At 47.0% G+C, this 17,437-nt stretch carries 8 protein-coding genes, 15 tRNA genes and 4 rRNA genes; 17 read left to right on the top strand and 10 right to left on the bottom strand.

All coding sequences use genetic code 11. The features are described 5' to 3' along the window. Positions 1 to 16 precede the first annotated feature (16 nt). A complete protein-coding gene (gene glsB, locus J4N39_RS01880; protein WP_252021412.1) occupies positions 17 to 940 on the bottom strand; it encodes a glutaminase B in 924 nt (307 codons plus the stop codon). An 85-nt stretch (positions 941 to 1,025) separates the two neighbouring features. Further along, positions 1,026 to 1,745, bottom strand: coding sequence for a tRNA (guanosine(46)-N7)-methyltransferase TrmB (gene trmB / locus J4N39_RS01875; RefSeq protein ID WP_252021411.1), 720 nt, complete (start codon positions 1,743 to 1,745; stop codon positions 1,026 to 1,028). Positions 1,746 to 1,916: 171 nt separating this feature from the next. On the opposite strand from trmB, the gene mutY reads away from it, so the two are divergent. From mutY to J4N39_RS01795, 16 genes are all read left to right on the top strand, one after another. Next, positions 1,917 to 2,960 (top strand): A/G-specific adenine glycosylase, encoded by a 1,044-nt coding sequence (mutY, locus tag J4N39_RS01870; RefSeq protein WP_252021410.1) that lies wholly within the window; start codon positions 1,917 to 1,919, stop codon positions 2,958 to 2,960. Positions 2,961 to 2,969: 9 nt separating this feature from the next. Continuing rightward, positions 2,970 to 3,242: an oxidative damage protection protein gene (locus tag J4N39_RS01865; protein ID WP_252021409.1), complete on the top strand. Its 273-nt coding sequence runs from the start codon at positions 2,970 to 2,972 to the stop codon at positions 3,240 to 3,242. A gap of 90 nt (positions 3,243 to 3,332) precedes the next feature. Further along, positions 3,333 to 4,469, top strand: coding sequence for a membrane-bound lytic murein transglycosylase MltC (mltC, locus tag J4N39_RS01860; protein WP_252021408.1), 1,137 nt, complete (start codon positions 3,333 to 3,335; stop codon positions 4,467 to 4,469). Positions 4,470 to 4,571: 102 nt separating this feature from the next. After that, a tRNA-Phe gene (locus J4N39_RS01855) sits at positions 4,572 to 4,647 on the top strand. A 54-nt stretch (positions 4,648 to 4,701) separates the two neighbouring features. After that, positions 4,702 to 4,777, top strand: a tRNA-Thr gene (locus J4N39_RS01850). A 7-nt stretch (positions 4,778 to 4,784) separates the two neighbouring features. Further along, positions 4,785 to 4,860: transfer RNA gene (locus J4N39_RS01845), tRNA-Phe, on the top strand. 37 nt (positions 4,861 to 4,897) lie between these two features. Next, positions 4,898 to 4,973: transfer RNA gene (locus tag J4N39_RS01840), tRNA-Asn, on the top strand. 47 nt (positions 4,974 to 5,020) lie between these two features. Next, positions 5,021 to 5,096: transfer RNA gene (locus J4N39_RS01835), tRNA-Thr, on the top strand. A 6-nt stretch (positions 5,097 to 5,102) separates the two neighbouring features. Beyond that, positions 5,103 to 5,178, top strand: a tRNA-Phe gene (locus tag J4N39_RS01830). 6 nt (positions 5,179 to 5,184) lie between these two features. Further along, positions 5,185 to 5,260: transfer RNA gene (locus J4N39_RS01825), tRNA-Asn, on the top strand. Positions 5,261 to 5,853: 593 nt separating this feature from the next. Beyond that, positions 5,854 to 7,476, top strand: coding sequence for a methyl-accepting chemotaxis protein (locus J4N39_RS01820; RefSeq protein WP_252021407.1), 1,623 nt, complete (start codon positions 5,854 to 5,856; stop codon positions 7,474 to 7,476). A gap of 200 nt (positions 7,477 to 7,676) precedes the next feature. Then, a tRNA-Phe gene (locus J4N39_RS01815) sits at positions 7,677 to 7,752 on the top strand. 54 nt (positions 7,753 to 7,806) lie between these two features. Next, positions 7,807 to 7,882 (top strand) — tRNA-Thr (locus tag J4N39_RS01810). An 8-nt stretch (positions 7,883 to 7,890) separates the two neighbouring features. Next, positions 7,891 to 7,966 (top strand) — tRNA-Asn (locus J4N39_RS01805). A gap of 46 nt (positions 7,967 to 8,012) precedes the next feature. Then, positions 8,013 to 8,088 (top strand) — tRNA-Asn (locus J4N39_RS01800). Between the two features lie 155 nt (positions 8,089 to 8,243). After that, positions 8,244 to 8,319 (top strand) — tRNA-Asn (locus tag J4N39_RS01795). Positions 8,320 to 8,618: 299 nt separating this feature from the next. Here the strand turns inward: J4N39_RS01795 and J4N39_RS01790 are convergent. Next, positions 8,619 to 9,803, bottom strand: a complete 1,185-nt coding sequence (locus J4N39_RS01790; protein ID WP_252021406.1) for a sugar efflux transporter — start codon at positions 9,801 to 9,803, stop codon at positions 8,619 to 8,621. A gap of 426 nt (positions 9,804 to 10,229) precedes the next feature. On the opposite strand from J4N39_RS01790, the gene J4N39_RS01785 reads away from it, so the two are divergent. After that, positions 10,230 to 10,904, top strand: coding sequence for a helix-turn-helix domain-containing protein (locus tag J4N39_RS01785; RefSeq protein ID WP_353505603.1), 675 nt, complete (start codon positions 10,230 to 10,232; stop codon positions 10,902 to 10,904). A gap of 239 nt (positions 10,905 to 11,143) precedes the next feature. Here the strand turns inward: J4N39_RS01785 and J4N39_RS01780 are convergent. The 7 genes from J4N39_RS01780 to rrf (J4N39_RS01750) all read right to left on the bottom strand — a co-directional run bounded on the left by J4N39_RS01780 (position 11,144) and on the right by rrf (J4N39_RS01750) (position 17,320). Continuing rightward, a tRNA-Asp gene (locus J4N39_RS01780) sits at positions 11,144 to 11,220 on the bottom strand. 163 nt (positions 11,221 to 11,383) lie between these two features. After that, a 5S ribosomal RNA gene (rrf, locus tag J4N39_RS01775) occupies positions 11,384 to 11,500 on the bottom strand. Positions 11,501 to 11,688: 188 nt separating this feature from the next. Next, positions 11,689 to 14,576: ribosomal RNA gene (locus J4N39_RS01770) — 23S ribosomal RNA — on the bottom strand. Positions 14,577 to 14,882: 306 nt separating this feature from the next. Next, positions 14,883 to 14,958 (bottom strand) — tRNA-Ala (locus J4N39_RS01765). Positions 14,959 to 15,001: 43 nt separating this feature from the next. Continuing rightward, a tRNA-Ile gene (locus tag J4N39_RS01760) sits at positions 15,002 to 15,078 on the bottom strand. Positions 15,079 to 15,147: 69 nt separating this feature from the next. Beyond that, a 16S ribosomal RNA gene (locus J4N39_RS01755) occupies positions 15,148 to 16,700 on the bottom strand. 503 nt (positions 16,701 to 17,203) lie between these two features. Beyond that, a 5S ribosomal RNA gene (gene rrf / locus J4N39_RS01750) occupies positions 17,204 to 17,320 on the bottom strand. Together the 16S, 23S and 5S rRNA genes with 3 tRNA genes alongside form the textbook arrangement of a ribosomal RNA operon. Positions 17,321 to 17,437: the final 117 nt, after the last annotated feature.

The raw sequence follows: 17,437 nt of genomic DNA, 5'->3' as shown, positions 1-17,437 counted from the left end.
CCGACATGGCTTTCGTTTAGAAAATCGAGCGTCCAATTCGCTGGGATAAAAGCTCAAGCGCTCTCGTGCCCGCTAAAGAGTTGCCTGATGGGTCAAGCTCAGGTGACCACACGGCGATAGTCATTTCACCCGGGACTACGGCGATGATTCCGCCCCCTACTCCAGATTTACCCGGCATGCCAACGCGGTAGGCAAACTCCCCCGCACCATCATATAGCCCACAGGTAGCCAAAAGCGCATTCAGCTGCTTGGTTTGCGTTGAAGTAATCACTTGCTTACCCGTTTGCACTGACACACCTTTATTGGCCAAGTAACTAAAGGTTTTCGCCAAATCGACACAACTCATCTTCAGTGCACAGGCATGAAAGTAATTATTGAGCACTGGCAGTACATCGTTATTAAAGTTGCCAAACGATCGCATCAGGTAAGCAATCGCTGCGTTTCGATCGCTATGCATCATTTCAGAGGCCGCAACAACCTTGTCATAGACAATATGCGTATCACCAGAAAGCTGACGCACAAAATCAAGCAAACGCTGCCTAGGTGCAGATAAGCGAGAGTGAAGAAGATCAGCGACCACAATTGCCCCAGCGTTAATGAAAGGATTACGAGGTATCCCGTGCTCCATCTCAAGCTGAATCATCGAATTAAAAGCGTGCCCAGAAGGCTCTTTGCCTACTCGCTGCCATATTTCATTGGCATCTTCATAAAGCACCATAGCAAGAGTTAAGCTGAGCGCTTTAGAGATTGACTGAATAGAGAACGCCTCGTCAGCATCTCCGCCTCTAAACACTTGCCCATCATTGGTATACACCGCAATTCCCAGTTTATGGTTTGCGACATTCGCCAATGCTGGTATGTAGTCAGCAACCTTTCCCTGACCTAACAGTGGGCGCACTTCTTCTAAAATGTCGAATAAGATTTCATTGCTTGGTTTCATTCACTACCTGCTTAATCGTTTACGCCGCTCTAAGGGCAAAAAAGCCAACATCATGTTGGCTTTTTCTTTCATCGTTATATTGAGCTTAGCTGATGCGCTTATACTTGATGTCCCACACACCGTGACCTAGACGGTGACCGCGAGCTTCAAATTTAGTCAGTGGACGCTCATCTGGGCGAGGAATGAAATCACCATCGGTTGCGATGTTTTCAAAGCCTGGCGCTTCATTCATTACTTCGACCATGTGCTCGGCGTAGTTTTCCCAGTCCGTCGCCATGTGGAAGATGCCTTGCTCAGGGATAAGCTTCTGGCGAACCATCTCTGCAAAGTCTAGCTGCACGATGCGGCGCTTATGGTGGCGCTTTTTGTGCCATGGGTCAGGGAAGAACAGCTGCAAAGTTGCTAGGCTGCTGTCAGGGATCATGTTAGCAAACACTTCAACTGCATCGTGACACATTACGCGTAAGTTTGTGATACCTGCGTCACGAGCGTCAGCCAGACACGCACCGACACCTGGGCTGTGTACTTCGATACCGATGAAGTTTTTCTCAGGAGCATTTTTAGCCATTTCAACCAGTGATGCACCCATACCGAAGCCGATCTCTAGTACTACTGGGTTATCGTTACCGAAAACTTGTTGCCAATCCAACATCTCTTCTTTGTAATCAATACCCATAGTTGGCCAGCACTCGTTCATAGCTGACTCTTGGCCTTTAGTAAGACGGCCTTCACGACGTACAAAGCTGCGAACTTTGCGGATCAGTTTGCCATCTTCGTTGTATTCGTTAGTGGTCACTTCACTCATTGATTTCTGCCTGATAATTAGTCAAAGCGGGGATTATCCAAAGATCTGACTTTGGCGCAAGTACTAATACGGTTTTAAACCATAAAACCGTACACTTTGTCGGTTTTACTTAACCCACTAAGTATGGTGCAATCTCGCTCAATTGATAAAAACAAAATAAAGAGCACTGTTGTGACCGCATTTGCGCAAGCGATCCTCAATTGGTATCACGATTATGGACGCAAAAATCTGCCTTGGCAGCAAAATAAAACCGCCTACACCGTCTGGTTATCTGAGATCATGCTACAGCAGACTCAGGTCGCCACTGTGATCCCATATTACCACCGATTCCTTGAGCGGTTCCCTACTGTAGAGTCTCTTGCCCAAGCGTCTCAAGACGAAGTTTTACACCTGTGGACTGGGCTAGGTTATTACGCCCGTGCAAGAAACCTTCATAAGGCCGCTCAAGTCGTTGTCGAGCAACATCAAGGCGAGTTCCCCACCAACCTAGAACAGATGAATGCCTTACCAGGCGTTGGCCGCTCAACCGCTGCTGCGGTACTCTCTTCTGTACATAAGTTGCCGCATGCCATATTAGACGGCAACGTAAAGCGCACATTATCTCGTGCTTTTGCTGTTGAAGGCTGGCCGGGACAAACCAAAGTTGAAAAAGCGTTGTGGGAAATTGCAGAAACTCACACACCCGATAGTGGTGTAGATAGCTACAACCAAGCGATGATGGATATGGGAGCGATGGTATGCACCCGCAGCAAACCTAAATGCTCACTTTGTCCAGTCACAGAAATGTGCCAAGCTAAAGCACAAAATCGCCAAGACGAGTTTCCTCATAAAAAGCCAAAAAAAGAAAAACCGGTCAAAGAGACTTGGTTCGCTATATTTCATTACCAGGGCGAAGTTTGGCTAGAACAAAGGCCACAAACAGGGATATGGGGTGGACTGTACTGTTTTCCGCAATCGGACACCCATGATCTCAATGCTTTGCTCGATAAAATGTGCGCCCATAATGCCAAGCAAACTCAACTGATAAGCTTTAGGCATACTTTCAGCCATTATCACCTCGACATCACTCCGGTTCTGATCGAGCTTGAAAGTGCACCCAAAAACATCATGGAAGCCAATCAGGCTCTCTGGTATAACTTAGAACATCCCGAAACAGTAGGTCTTGCTGCCCCCGTAAAGCAGCTAATTGACAGCCTACCTTTCGAACTCAATTAAGGAGCAACTATGAGCCGCACTGTATTTTGTGCCCGTCTACAAAAAGACGCTGAAGGTCTTGATTTTCAACTTTACCCTGGCGAATTAGGTCAGCGTATCTTTGACAACATCTCGAAAGAAGCTTGGCTAATGTGGCAAACCAAACAAACCATGTTGATTAACGAGAAAAAGCTCAACATGATGGATCCTGAGCATCGTAAGTTGCTAGAAACTGAAATGGTGAACTTCCTATTTGAAGGCAAAGACGTAGTCATTGAAGGTTACACACCACCAAGTGAATAAGTCCCGCAATTTATAACTCGGACTATTACCTTTTCAATAGATTGATGACATCATTAGCCCAGCTTTGATGTCATTTTTTATGGAAGCTCAATGAAGAAGCTTATCTATTTCTGCATTTCACTTACTTTAGTTGGTTGTAGCCGAGAGTTTATCGAAGGACTATATGACGTAAACTACGAGCCCACCAATCGCTTTGCCAAGAACCTCGCCGAACTGCCTGGTCAATTTCAAAAAGATATTGCAGCGCTCGATGCCCTTATCAACAGCTTTAGTGGCAACATCGAAAAACGCTGGGGTAAATCTGAAGTAAAAATGGCGGGCAAGAGTAACTATGTAAAATACATAGATAATTACATGAGCCGTGCAGAAGTAGACTTCTCAAAAGGAACAATTACCATTGGCACTGTTGCGCCCACTGAAGCCAAGAAGCACTTAAAAAACGCCATTGTCACAACACTGTTAACACCGGATGACCCGGCGCACGTCGACCTATACTCCTCTTCCGCAATTAAATTAGAGGGCAAGCCCTTTCTATATCAGCAGGTACTCGACCAAGACCAAAAAGCGATTCAGTGGTCATGGCGCGCCAATCGATTTGCTGATTACCTGATAGCCAACAAGCTTAAAACCAAAAACGTCGACTACAAAAAAGCCTACTACGTCGAGATCCCGATGGTGAAAGATCACTTCGAAGTGCGCAGTTATCAATACGCCGACATTGTTCGTCAAGCATCTAAGCGCTATGACATTCCTGAAGACCTTATTTACGCCATTATCAAAACCGAAAGCAGCTTTAACCCTTATGCGGTAAGTTGGGCTAACGCTTACGGTTTGATGCAAGTTGTGCCAAAGACCGCAGGTAAAGATGTATTTAATCTAGTGAAAAAGAAGAAAGGGCAACCATCACCTGAGTATCTATTCGATCCGGCCCAAAACATAGATACCGGTACGGCCTACTTCTATATCTTAAAAAATCGCTACCTAAAAGATGTAAAACACCCGACCTCTCTCGAATACAGTATGATATCTGCATACAACGGTGGCACTGGCGGTGTACTTAACACCTTCAACAAAAATGATCGAAAGCGTGCGATGCGTGATCTCAACTCATTGCAACCTAACCAGGTCTATTGGGCTCTGACCAAAAAACACCCGAACGCAGAAGCACGCCGTTACCTCGAAAAAGTCACGAAATTTAAGAAAGACTTCAATTCTGGGCGTGGATAAGCGCCCTTTTGCCTAAAAACCCAGCAAACACTACATTTTTTCTTTTATTTGAAAAAAATCGGTTGACGGGCAGCACGAAAATCCGTTTAATAGCGCTCCGTCGCCCGGATAGCTCAGTCGGTAGAGCAGAGGATTGAAAATCCTCGTGTCGGTGGTTCGATTCCGCCTCCGGGCACCACAATTTGTTGTTGGTGTCTTAGACATCAATAAGTTAGCAAAAAGAATACAGTGTGCCGACTTAGCTCAGTAGGTAGAGCAACTGACTTGTAATCAGTAGGTCACCAGTTCGATTCCGGTAGTCGGCACCATTCTTTTGCCTCGATAGCTCAGTTGGTAGAGCAGCGGATTGAAAATCCGCGTGTCGGTGGTTCGACTCCGCCTCGAGGCACCATTATTTGGTGATTATCTAACGAGATAACACAAGTAATTCCCCCTTAGTTCAGTTGGTAGAACGGCGGACTGTTAATCCGTATGTCGCAGGTTCGAGTCCCGCAGGGGGAGCCATATTCAAAGTGATTGGCTTTTTAACCAATCAGCAAAAAATAAAGTGTGCCGACTTAGCTCAGTAGGTAGAGCAACTGACTTGTAATCAGTAGGTCACCAGTTCGATTCCGGTAGTCGGCACCATTTTTTGCCTCGATAGCTCAGTTGGTAGAGCAGCGGATTGAAAATCCGCGTGTCGGTGGTTCGACTCCGCCTCGAGGCACCATATAATTCCCCCTTAGTTCAGTTGGTAGAACGGCGGACTGTTAATCCGTATGTCGCAGGTTCGAGTCCCGCAGGGGGAGCCAAATAAACAAGCCATGTCGAAAGACGTGGCTTTTTTATTGTCTGCTCTTTGTGAACGGTGAATATGTCACAGCCGGATGGCCGGCCCGTACGAGTCCCGCAGGGGGAGCCAAATAAACAAGCCATGTCGAAAGACGTGGCTTTTTTATTGTCTGCTCTTTGTGAACGGTGAATATGTCACAGCCGGATGGCCGGCCCGTACGAGTCCCGCAGGGGGAGCCAAATAAATAAGCCATGTCGAAAGACGTGGCTTTTTTATTATCTGCTCTTTGTGAACGGTGAATATGTCACAGCCGGATGGCCGGCCCGTGCGAGTCCCGCAGGGGGAGCCAAATAAATAAGCCATGTCGAAAGACGTGGCTTTTTTATTCTCTACTCTTCGTAATCCCCCTCATACTCCTACCCCTTTCTGCCTCGTTACAAAACTCCTGATTCCCAATAATTGCACCCCTAATTATTTTGACCCAAAAATTAATGTGCGTCGCAAAAATGAAACGCAAATGTCATATTCACTCTAGCGGTGTCTCCTGTCGGTCGATAATGCGCAAATAAACAATTACAAGCGTCGACTACGGACGTATGCAATGAGGAATGTATGAAGCTAAGACACCAATCCTATTTACTCTCTGCCATTATCTTTTTAGGGCTACTCGCTTTAGCTGCTACCAGTTTGTGGACATTGCGCATCGCCAGTGACCAAGATAACCAAGCCCGTGTATCACAACTTTTTAAATCCACCTACAGCATCTTAAGTGAAGTCGAAAAACTTGCAGCTGAAGGCGAGTTAGAACAAGAGCAAGCGAAGGCGTTGGCAGCCCGCCTACTGCAAAACAACATCTACAAAGATAACGAATATGTTTACGTCGCAGATGAAAACCTAAACTTCATCGCTGCACCACTCGACCCAGAGCTACATGGCACTAGCTTCCATGATTTTCGAGATGCTAATGGCAACAGTGTTGGTGCTATATTGCAGCAGGCCGTATCTCAAAACCCTAATCGAATTGCTCAATACACATGGAATTTAAAGCTTGATGACGGAACAATCGAAGAGAAACTATCGATCGCAATGAAATCAGATAAATGGGGTTGGTATGTTGGAACAGGCATTGGCTTTAACGAAGTCAATGAGCGATTCTGGTCGACCGCTCGCTGGCAGCTGGCGCTTTGTATAGCTATCGCCCTAGGTATCTTAATGATCATTGTAGTGGCGATAAAAAAAATGCAAGCTATCTTAGGTGCAGAACCTAATGAAGTTCGCTATGCGGTTCAACAAGTGGCTGCAGGCAACATAAACACCAGTCTAAATGAGTGCAGCGACAAAGACAGCATCTACTACGCAGTTTTACAGATGAATCGTTCTCTGGCAGGTTTAATCGGCCAAATGAATGACTCAACATCAGCATTAAGGAACGAGCTAGAAAGCGTTGCGAAACGTTCAGTCTCCATTGACGAACTCACTGATAATCAGCAGCAATCAACGACACTTATTGCCACAGCGATGACAGAAATGGCATCTTCGGCCAATAACGTTTCTGACTCAGCCAGTGAAACAGCTCATAACACTGACCAAGCTGATAAACAAAGCCAAGTAACCCAACAATTGATCCAATCAAGCTTGGACAATATTGTTGGTCTCTCTGAACAGCTAAACACGGCAAGCAGTGCAGTATCAAACCTAGATAATGACGTAAATAATATTGTTAGAGTATTAGATGTAATTGGTGACATTGCAGAACAAACCAACCTATTGGCGCTTAATGCTGCTATTGAAGCCGCTCGAGCTGGTGAACAAGGCCGAGGTTTTGCGGTTGTTGCTGATGAAGTCAGAAACCTTGCTGGCAGAACCCAGCACAGCACCAGAGAGATCCAGGAGATGATTGCTAACCTACAACAAGGCTCTCAAAATGCAATTCAAAGCATGTTGGTATGTTCTCAAACAAGCCAGTCTACTGTAGAAGAGTCACAAGGAGCTTCAGAGGCGCTCAAACACATTGTAGAAGCACTCGAGGGTATTTCTTCAATGAGTCACCAAATTGCCACAGCAGCCGCTGAACAGACCCAAGTGGGCGAAGATATCTCTCACCGCATCAACTTAATTGAAGAAGGTGGTAGTCAGCTACGCTTCCAAGTTTCTGAGAACAACCTCAGCACTCAAAAGCTCAGCCAACTTGCTGATAAATTAGAAGCGAGTGTCAGTAAATTTAAGCTTCATTAATGAATGTTTAAGCGTGTCTTTTGGCACGCTTTCTTCATATCAAACTGAGATTTTTTACTCATGTTGAACATCCAATCCGCTCAACTTTTCGACTGCAACAGTTAAAAACAAGCCACTAAGTATAGAAAACCATCAAACGACACTTTTTTTGTATTTTTCTGTTGACCTAATCGGTGAAAACCCGTTTAATACACCTCGTCGCCCGGATAGCTCAGTCGGTAGAGCAGAGGATTGAAAATCCTCGTGTCGGTGGTTCGATTCCGCCTCCGGGCACCACAATTTAGATTGTTGGTGCTAAACAAATTAGTACGAGCAATAAGAATAAAGTGTGCCGACTTAGCTCAGTAGGTAGAGCAACTGACTTGTAATCAGTAGGTCACCAGTTCGATTCCGGTAGTCGGCACCATTTCTTGTTCCCCCTTAGTTCAGTTGGTAGAACGGCGGACTGTTAATCCGTATGTCGCAGGTTCGAGTCCCGCAGGGGGAGCCATATTAGCTCCTTGAGTTTTTAAACTTCTGTGTAGCAATAAGATAATTCCCCCTTAGTTCAGTTGGTAGAACGGCGGACTGTTAATCCGTATGTCGCAGGTTCGAGTCCCGCAGGGGGAGCCAAAATAAACAAGCCATATCGAAAGATGTGGCTTTTTTATTATCTACTCTTCGTGAACGGTAGATATGTCACAGCCGGATGGCCGGCCCGTACAAGTCCCGTAGGGGGGGCCATATTAGCTCCTTGAGTCTAAAGACTTCTGAAGCACAAAGATAATTCCCCCTTAGTTCAGTTGGTAGAACGGCGGACTGTTAATCCGTATGTCGCAGGTTCGAGTCCCGCAGGGGGAGCCAAATAAACAAGCCATGTCGAAAGACGTGGCTTTTTTATTGTCTGCTCTTTGTGAACGGTGAATATGTCACAGCCGGATGGTTGGGCGGCACTCCGTCGGCCCGTACGAGTCCCGCAGGGGTAGCCAATCAACAAGCCATGTCGAAAGACGTGGCTTGTTTATTGGCTACTCTTTGTGAATAGTGAATATTTAGCAACCGGATAACCACATCCCCCCCTGCAGTGGCATACAGCCAAAAAACCTCAGTCTCTCGACTAGGGCTTCGTTTAACGAATAAAATCAGCTTTTAAGGAACAGTCCTCAACTACACACAGCACCTTCCTGTGGCTTGTCCTGAACGGAAAAGAAAGCAAGGTAGGCAACCACGCCACCAGATAGAACAACGCCAACCAGGCAGGCGTAGAAGCTACTGTAATAGCTGCTTAACTCCCCAATGACTCCCACAGACAAACTTGCCACTAATAAGCTAACTTGTAACATGTTTGAAAATAGTGTCGACGCAGTTCCTAGCCTATCTTTCATCATATCCTGCAACACAGTCATACCTAATGTAGCGCATACACCAATAAATAGCCCGTTGAGTAATTGGGCAGCCAATAAGGCCCAAAACTGGGTTGCGTAGATAATGGTCAAGTAAAAAAGTGTCCCTGCGAACGTACCAAAAAGTAGCACTTGCTTGGCACCAAACCTTGCGGCGAATGCACCAGCTGCGATCATAATCGGAATCTCAAATAATGCGGCGGCACCAAACAGTAAGCCTAACCAACTTGGGTCAACAACCAACTCTTGTGACAGGTAAAGTGGCATACTTGTGATATATAGATTGTTCGAACCAAACATCAATACAACGGCAATACAGAACAAAACAACTTGGGTATTGAGACCTTTATTTGGCTCGCTATTAACTTCTTCTGATTGACTAACAGCATCGGGAAGAAACAATCCAGTAAGTACTACTGAGGTTAGCCCGACAACCGCCGATACTGAGAATGACGCTGAGAACCCAACTTGTGCTTTCAACCAGAAGGCAAGTGGTGGGCCAAATACCCAAGCTATTGCAATACCAGAACGCATAACAGACATAAAGGAAGTACTATCAGATAGGTACTTGTCTCCATACTCTCGCCCCATTGCAAATAACTGTCCGAAGGCTGCTCCACCGACGCTACCCAACATTACAACCACTATAAGTGCCAGATAGTAGTCTCGTATAAACACAAAACTAAAAGCCGTCAGCATGTAACAGCTCATTGAGACCATCAAAATGCGTTTGCGACTCAAGCCTTGGTCAGAGCGCTTAGCTATCCACTGAGACACGACAACAGAGCTAGATACCGCCAAGAACATATACAGGCTCAGCATCGCTGGCTGAGCTCCTAGAGCCTCTACGATGAACAAACTCGTGAGGGGGTAAAAGAAAGCACCGCACAAGCCAATCGCAAATGCGGTACCTATAAACAATAAAGCAATCTTATCTCGATACATAACCTGTAATGCCTATCAAGAGCAATGGAAAACAGTGAGAAGTCTAATTGAGATCAGCGTATAAGTTTGATGCTATTCGCTCTACTAGTGATACTTTTACACCATGTTTGATACCTCCATTGACTGAAATGTGCCATAGAACTATGCTGCTTAAGTAAAATTTATTCGTCTAACGATAGGTCGAGCTTCGTGAAACCATTAATAGAAAGCGTTCTAAACCAAAACAACTTTGACTGGTTAGTGAGAGAAAATAAGTGTGGCATCAAGAAACCCGAAGTCAGTTGCCCTTGGCACTATCACACAGAATACGAGTTAGTTTTATACAGAGATCCGCATAGATCTTTTTCTGGAAGTTATTTTGCCGCAGAGACAATAGCACCTATTACGCATAACACACTATTACTGTATGGGTCAGGAATGCCACATATGCTGTCAGGTAAGTTGCAGCAAGATGTAGAAGGAACACTTGAGTCGTTAATCCTTTGGTTTCGCCCACAATGGCTGGAAGGATTGATAGAGGCAACACCTGAACTTCGTATTTTAAAGACGCTACTCCAAGAGTCTAAGTATGGCCTTAGCTACAGCAACGAAACTGCTGAAAAGATATATTCACTGCTCAACAACCACAACTCGAAAAAGCCTCATCAACAGTTCATGTGTGTTCTAGAAGTGCTAATAACTCTGGCAGAAGATCCTCAAACCAAAAAAATCGCTTCAACACCAAGTTCATTCATTCAAGTAGCAAACGATGATGTGGCATTAGAGAGAGTAGAATCAGCCAGAGGCTTTATCGAAGATCACTACGCTAAACAAATAAAAATTTCCGACCTTTGCCAAGCCATCCACCTTAGTGAGAGCTCTACCTATCGTCTGTTTGAAAAGCACTTCAATGAATCTTTTTCTGAGCACTTGAAGCGTTTTAGAACCGGAAAAGCTAGCGAACTTCTCGTCAACACCCGATACCCAATAGCCTTAATCGCAGAAAAAACAGGCTTCAACAACTTATCGAACTTTAATCGCCAATTCAAAACGGTAAAAGGAATGACACCGTCGGAATTTAGAACGAAGTTTAAGCTAATGGATAGAGGGTTGAAGGGTTGAAGGGTTGAAGGGTTGAAGGGTTGAAGGGTTGAAGGGTTGAAGGGTTGAAGGGTTGAGCATGATGATTTTTTGGCTGCCTTCGTCAAATACTTCGGGCGGTTTGCTCTTCCCTTTTACCCTTAGCGCCAGCGTCCGTTAGCGAAGCGTTCGCTTACCGATTAAATACAACAAAGCCCCAGCGTTCGCTGAGGCTCCTAAACGCAAAAAAGCCTCATCATTCGACGAGGCTTCTTAATAAGTGGCGGAGTGGACGGGACTCGAACCCGCGACCCCCGGCGTGACAGGCCGGTATTCTAACCAACTGAACTACCACTCCGCACCAAACTGTTATATCCAAAGTCTTACTAATCTAAAATGCTTTGGACTTCAAATTGTTGTTGTAGCGCCGTCAGATTTTGATTTGAGAAGCGCAATGTACGTATGTACATGAGCATCGCAGAATCAAAAGATGCAAGCTACAGCAGCAATTTGTGTTCAAAGCCTGGCGATGTCCTACTCTCACATGGGGAAGCCCCACACTACCATCGGCGCTATTGCGTTTCACTTCTGAGTTCGGCATGGAAATCAGGTGGGTCCACAATGCTATGGTCGCCAAGCAAATTCTGTTATATCGGCTAAAGGATTAAAGGGCCTAACGGTTTAAGGGTTAGAGCCTGCGACCTTTGGTCGATATGAATTCGGAAAGCTGTTTGTTCTCTGCCCTTAGACCCTTAAGTCCTTAGACCCTTCAACCCACTATTCAAGTTTTCTTGCTTTGAGTCCATCAAAACCCCTTGGGTGTTGTATGGTTAAGCCTCACGGGCAATTAGTACAGGTTAGCTCAACGCCTCACAACGCTTACACACCCTGCCTATCAACGTTCTAGTCTCGAACAACCCTTTAGGACACTTAAAGTGCCAGGGAAGACTCATCTCAGGGCTCGCTTCCCGCTTAGATGCTTTCAGCGGTTATCGATTCCGAACTTAGCTACCGGGCAATGCCATTGGCATGACAACCCGAACACCAGAGGTTCGTCCACTCCGGTCCTCTCGTACTAGGAGCAGCCCCCTTCAATCTTCCAACGCCCACGGCAGATAGGGACCGAACTGTCTCACGACGTTCTAAACCCAGCTCGCGTACCACTTTAAATGGCGAACAGCCATACCCTTGGGACCGACTTCAGCCCCAGGATGTGATGAGCCGACATCGAGGTGCCAAACACCGCCGTCGATATGAACTCTTGGGCGGTATCAGCCTGTTATCCCCGGAGTACCTTTTATCCGTTGAGCGATGGCCCTTCCATACAGAACCACCGGATCACTATGACCTGCTTTCGCACCTGCTCGAATTGTCATTCTCGCAGTCAAGCGGGCTTATGCCATTGCACTAACCACACGATGTCCAACCGTGTTTAGCCCACCTTCGTGCTCCTCCGTTACTCTTTGGGAGGAGACCGCCCCAGTCAAACTACCCACCAGGCACTGTCCTCAACCCCGATTAGGGGTCTAAGTTAGAACATCAACACTACAAGGGTGGTATTTCAAGGACGGCTCCACTTGAACTGGCGCCCAAGTTTCAAAGCCTCCCACCTATCCTACACATGTAGGGTCAATGTTCAGTGCCAAGCTGTAGTAAAGGTTCACGGGGTCTTTCCGTCTAGCCGCGGGTACACTGCATCTTCACAGCGATTTCAATTTCACTGAGTCTCGGGTGGAGACAGCGTGGCCATCATTACGCCATTCGTGCAGGTCGGAACTTACCCGACAAGGAATTTCGCTACCTTAGGACCGTTATAGTTACGGCCGCCGTTTACCGGGGCTTCGATCAAGAGCTTCGACTACGTCTAACCCCATCAATTAACCTTCCGGCACCGGGCAGGCGTCACACCGTATACGTCATCTTACGATTTTGCACAGTGCTGTGTTTTTAATAAACAGTTGCAGCCACCTGGTATCTGCGACTCTCGTTAGCTCCATCCGCAAGGGACTTCACCCACAAGAGCGTACCTTCTCCCGAAGTTACGGTACCATTTTGCCTAGTTCCTTCACCCGAGTTCTCTCAAGCGCCTTGGTATTCTCTACCCGACCACCTGTGTCGGTTTGGGGTACGATTCCTTACAATCTGAAGCTTAGAGGCTTTTCCTGGAAGCATGGCATCAATGACTTCACATCCGTAGATGCTCGACATCGTATCTCAGCGTTAAGAAGAACCGGATTTACCTAATTCTTCCGCCTACGTACTTGAACCTGGACAACCGTCGCCAGGCCCACCTAGCCTTCTCCGTCCCCCCATCGCAATTGTAAGAAGTACGGGAATATTAACCCGTTTCCCATCGACTACGCCTTTCGGCCTCGCCTTAGGGGTCGACTTACCCTGCCCCGATTAACGTTGGACAGGAACCCTTGGTCTTCCGGCGAGGAGGTTTTTCACCCCCTTTATCGTTACTCATGTCAGCATTCGCACTTCTGATACGTCCAGCAGCCCTTACAGACCACCTTCAACCGCTTACAGAACGCTCCCCTACCCCGCAACATAAGTTGCAGCCGCAGCTTCGGTTTACTACTTAGCCCCGTTACATCTTCCGCGCAGGCCGACTCGACCAGTGAGCTATTACGCTTTCTATAAATGATGGCTGCTTCTAAGCCAACATCCTGGCTGTCTGAGCCTTCCCACATCGTTTCCCACTTAGTAGTAATTTGGGACCTTAGCTGGCGGTCTGGGTTGTTTCCCTCTCCACGACGGACGTTAGCACCCGCCGTGTGTCTCCCGGATAGTACTTACTGGTATTCGGAGTTTGCAAAGGGTTGGTAAGTCGGGATGACCCCCTAGCCTTAACAGTGCTCTACCCCCAGTAGTATTCGTCCGAGGCGCTACCTAAATAGCTTTCGGGGAGAACCAGCTATCTCCAGGTTTGATTGGCCTTTCACCCCTAGCCACAAGTCATCCGCTAATTTTTCAACATTAGTCGGTTCGGTCCTCCAGTTGATGTTACTCAACCTTCAACCTGCCCATGGCTAGATCACCTGGTTTCGGGTCTATATCCAGAGACTACATCGCCCAGTTAAGACTCGGTTTCCCTACGGCTCCCCTAGATGGTTAACCTTGCCACTGAATATAAGTCGCTGACCCATTATACAAAAGGTACGCAGTCACCCCACAAGGAGGCTCCTACTGCTTGTACGTACACGGTTTCAGGTTCTATTTCACTCCCCTCACAGGGGTTCTTTTCGCCTTTCCCTCACGGTACTGGTTCACTATCGGTCAGTCAGTAGTATTTAGCCTTGGAGGATGGTCCCCCCATATTCAGACAGGATATCACGTGTCCCGCCCTACTCGATTTCACTGATGATGCGTCGACAACTACGGGACTATCACCCTGTATCGTTGAACTTTCCAGAACATTCGTCTAACGCATTAAAAGCTTAAGGGCTAATCCAATTTCGCTCGCCGCTACTTTCGGAATCTCGGTTGATTTCTCTTCCTTCGGGTACTTAGATGTTTCAGTTCCCCGAGTTCGCCTCACTAACCTATGTATTCAGTTAGTGATGACCGCTTATGCGGCCGGGTTTCCCCATTCAGAAATCCCAGACTCAAATGGTTTTTACTACCTAATCTGGGCTTATCGCAAGTTAATACGTCTTTCATCGCCTCTGACTGCCAAGGCATCCACCGTGTACGCTTAGTCACTTAACCATACAACCCGAAGGGGTCTTTACGTATGGCAAACAACCAAGGTTTCGTTGTCTCTATTTAATGAGTGAGACAACATTCGATTTTGCCGGACTCAAATTTCCAAGAACACTTGAATGTGTGTTGGTACCTAATGACTCTTTACTTAAAAAGAAGCACTAGGATTTGAGAACTTTTAATTTGAATAACAACGCATATCTAAAAGATATGGGGATTGTTGTTATTCGTCAGCTTTCCAAATTGTTAAAGAGCATGAGTTTCTTATCGAAACCATTTTTAAATATTCTCTATCGAGAAAACACTTAAAGATGGTGGAGCTAAGCAGGATCGAACTGCTGACCTCCTGCGTGCAAGGCAGGCGCTCTCCCAGCTGAGCTATAGCCCCATCGACGATTAATGTCTTAACCAGCCTCTTCTGGGAGAAGAAGTGGTGGGTCTGAGTGGACTTGAACCACCGACCTCCCGCTTATCAGGCGAGCGCTCTAACCAGCTGAGCTACAGACCCAACATTAAAACTCTTTCTTTCTAAACCATATCAATCTGTGTGGACACTAATCGAAGTTAATCTTTCGTATAAGGAGGTGATCCAGCCCCAGGTTCCCCTAGGGCTACCTTGTTACGACTTCACCCCAGTCATGAACCACAAAGTGGCAAGCGTCCTCCCGAAGGTTAAACTACCTGCTTCTTTTGCAGCCCACTCCCATGGTGTGACGGGCGGTGTGTACAAGGCCCGGGAACGTATTCACCGTGGCATTCTGATCCACGATTACTAGCGATTCCGACTTCATGGAGTCGAGTTGCAGACTCCAATCCGGACTACGACGCACTTTTTGGGATCCGCTCACCATCGCTGGTTGGCAACCCTCTGTATGCGCCATTGTAGCACGTGTGTAGCCCTACTCGTAAGGGCCATGATGACTTGACGTCGTCCCCACCTTCCTCCGGTTTATCACCGGCAGTCTCCCTGGAGTTCCCGACATTACTCGCTGGCAAACAAGGATAAGGGTTGCGCTCGTTGCGGGACTTAACCCAACATTTCACAACACGAGCTGACGACAGCCATGCAGCACCTGTCTCAGAGTTCCCGAAGGCACACCTGCGTCTCCGCTGGCTTCTCTGGATGTCAAGAGTAGGTAAGGTTCTTCGCGTTGCATCGAATTAAACCACATGCTCCACCGCTTGTGCGGGCCCCCGTCAATTCATTTGAGTTTTAATCTTGCGACCGTACTCCCCAGGCGGTCTACTTAACGCGTTAGCTCCGAAAGCCACGGCTCAAGGCCACAACCTCCAAGTAGACATCGTTTACGGCGTGGACTACCAGGGTATCTAATCCTGTTTGCTCCCCACGCTTTCGCATCTGAGTGTCAGTATCTGTCCAGGGGGCCGCCTTCGCCACCGGTATTCCTTCAGATCTCTACGCATTTCACCGCTACACCTGAAATTCTACCCCCCTCTACAGTACTCTAGCCTGCCAGTTTCAAATGCAGTTCCGAGGTTGAGCCTCGGGCTTTCACATCTGACTTAACAAACCACCTGCATGCGCTTTACGCCCAGTAATTCCGATTAACGCTCGCACCCTCCGTATTACCGCGGCTGCTGGCACGGAGTTAGCCGGTGCTTCTTCTGCAGCTAACGTCAAACACTAACGCTATTAACGTTAATGCCTTCCTCACTGCTGAAAGTACTTTACAACCCGAAGGCCTTCTTCATACACGCGGCATGGCTGCATCAGGCTTGCGCCCATTGTGCAATATTCCCCACTGCTGCCTCCCGTAGGAGTCTGGACCGTGTCTCAGTTCCAGTGTGGCTGATCATCCTCTCAGACCAGCTAGGGATCGTCGCCTTGGTGAGCCATTACCTCACCAACTAGCTAATCCCACCTGGGCTAATCTTGACGCGAGAGGCCCGAAGGTCCCCCTCTTTGGCCCGAAGGCGTTATGCGGTATTAGCTATCGTTTCCAATAGTTATCCCCCACATCAAGGCATATTCCCAGGCATTACTCACCCGTCCGCCGCTCGACGCCGTTATCGTTCCCCGAAGGTTCAGATAACTCGTTTCCGCTCGACTTGCATGTGTTAGGCCTGCCGCCAGCGTTCAATCTGAGCCATGATCAAACTCTTCAATTTAAGATTTTGTCGGCTCAATGAATACTGAACATTGCTCTTGCTAAATAAATAGCATAAGTAATGTTTGAATTGACTGTGCTGAGTCTTTCGACTCAATGGTCACTTCGTATCATTGAAACCAAGTTGAAACCGAAGTTTCTATTTTGATTATCATCAACGAGTGCCCACACAGATTGATAGGTTTAAATTGTTAAAGAGCTTTGCTTTCAGCACCTTAGTGCGTCAGCGAGGTGCGTATAATACGCTTCTCACTTCGAAAGTCAACATAGAATTTTAAGTAATTTGCTTTTAGATTTTTAAAATCTAGAAACAAAGAGGAAAACTCTATGGTGACCTGCTTGATATTCAAGCAAGCAACATCCAAAGACTGACATATCTTCGCTTTGGACTTCAAATTGTTGTTGTAGCGCCGTCAGATTTTGATTTGAGAAGCGCAATGTACGTATGTACATGAGCATCGCAGAATCAAAAGATGCAAGTTACAGCAGCAATTTGTGTTCAAAGCCTGGCGATGTCCTACTCTCACATGGGGAAGCCCCACACTACCATCGGCGCTATTGCGTTTCACTTCTGAGTTCGGCATGGAAATCAGGTGGGTCCACAATGCTATGGTCGCCAAGCAAATTCTGTTTATCGGTAAACGGCCATCGGCATTCGGCCAACGGAGTCTAGCGATAATAACCTGGAAAGCTGTTCTTTGTTCTCACGCCGTCGGCCCTTAGCCGCTCGCCGTTTAC

Source organism: Vibrio sp. SCSIO 43136, from assembly GCF_023716565.1.
In the GTDB taxonomy this organism is placed as follows: Bacteria; Pseudomonadota; Gammaproteobacteria; order Enterobacterales; family Vibrionaceae; genus Vibrio.
Note: the sequence above shows the minus strand (reverse complement) of the source record. Positions and strands in the feature narration are given on the sequence as shown.

Bases quoted from the DNA above. Each gene is read 5' to 3' on its own strand.
- glsB (WP_252021412.1), bottom strand. From the start codon at position 940: ATGAAACCAAGCAATGAAATCTTATTCGACATTTTAGAAGAAGTGCGC.
- trmB (WP_252021411.1), bottom strand. From the start codon at position 1,745: ATGAGTGAAGTGACCACTAACGAATACAACGAAGATGGCAAACTGATC.
- J4N39_RS01865 (WP_252021409.1), top strand. From the start codon at position 2,970: ATGAGCCGCACTGTATTTTGTGCCCGTCTACAAAAAGACGCTGAAGGT.
- mltC (WP_252021408.1), top strand. From the start codon at position 3,333: ATGAAGAAGCTTATCTATTTCTGCATTTCACTTACTTTAGTTGGTTGT.
- J4N39_RS01820 (WP_252021407.1), top strand. From the start codon at position 5,854: ATGAAGCTAAGACACCAATCCTATTTACTCTCTGCCATTATCTTTTTA.
- J4N39_RS01790 (WP_252021406.1), bottom strand. From the start codon at position 9,803: ATGTATCGAGATAAGATTGCTTTATTGTTTATAGGTACCGCATTTGCG.
- J4N39_RS01785 (WP_353505603.1), top strand. From the start codon at position 10,230: ATGCTGTCAGGTAAGTTGCAGCAAGATGTAGAAGGAACACTTGAGTCG.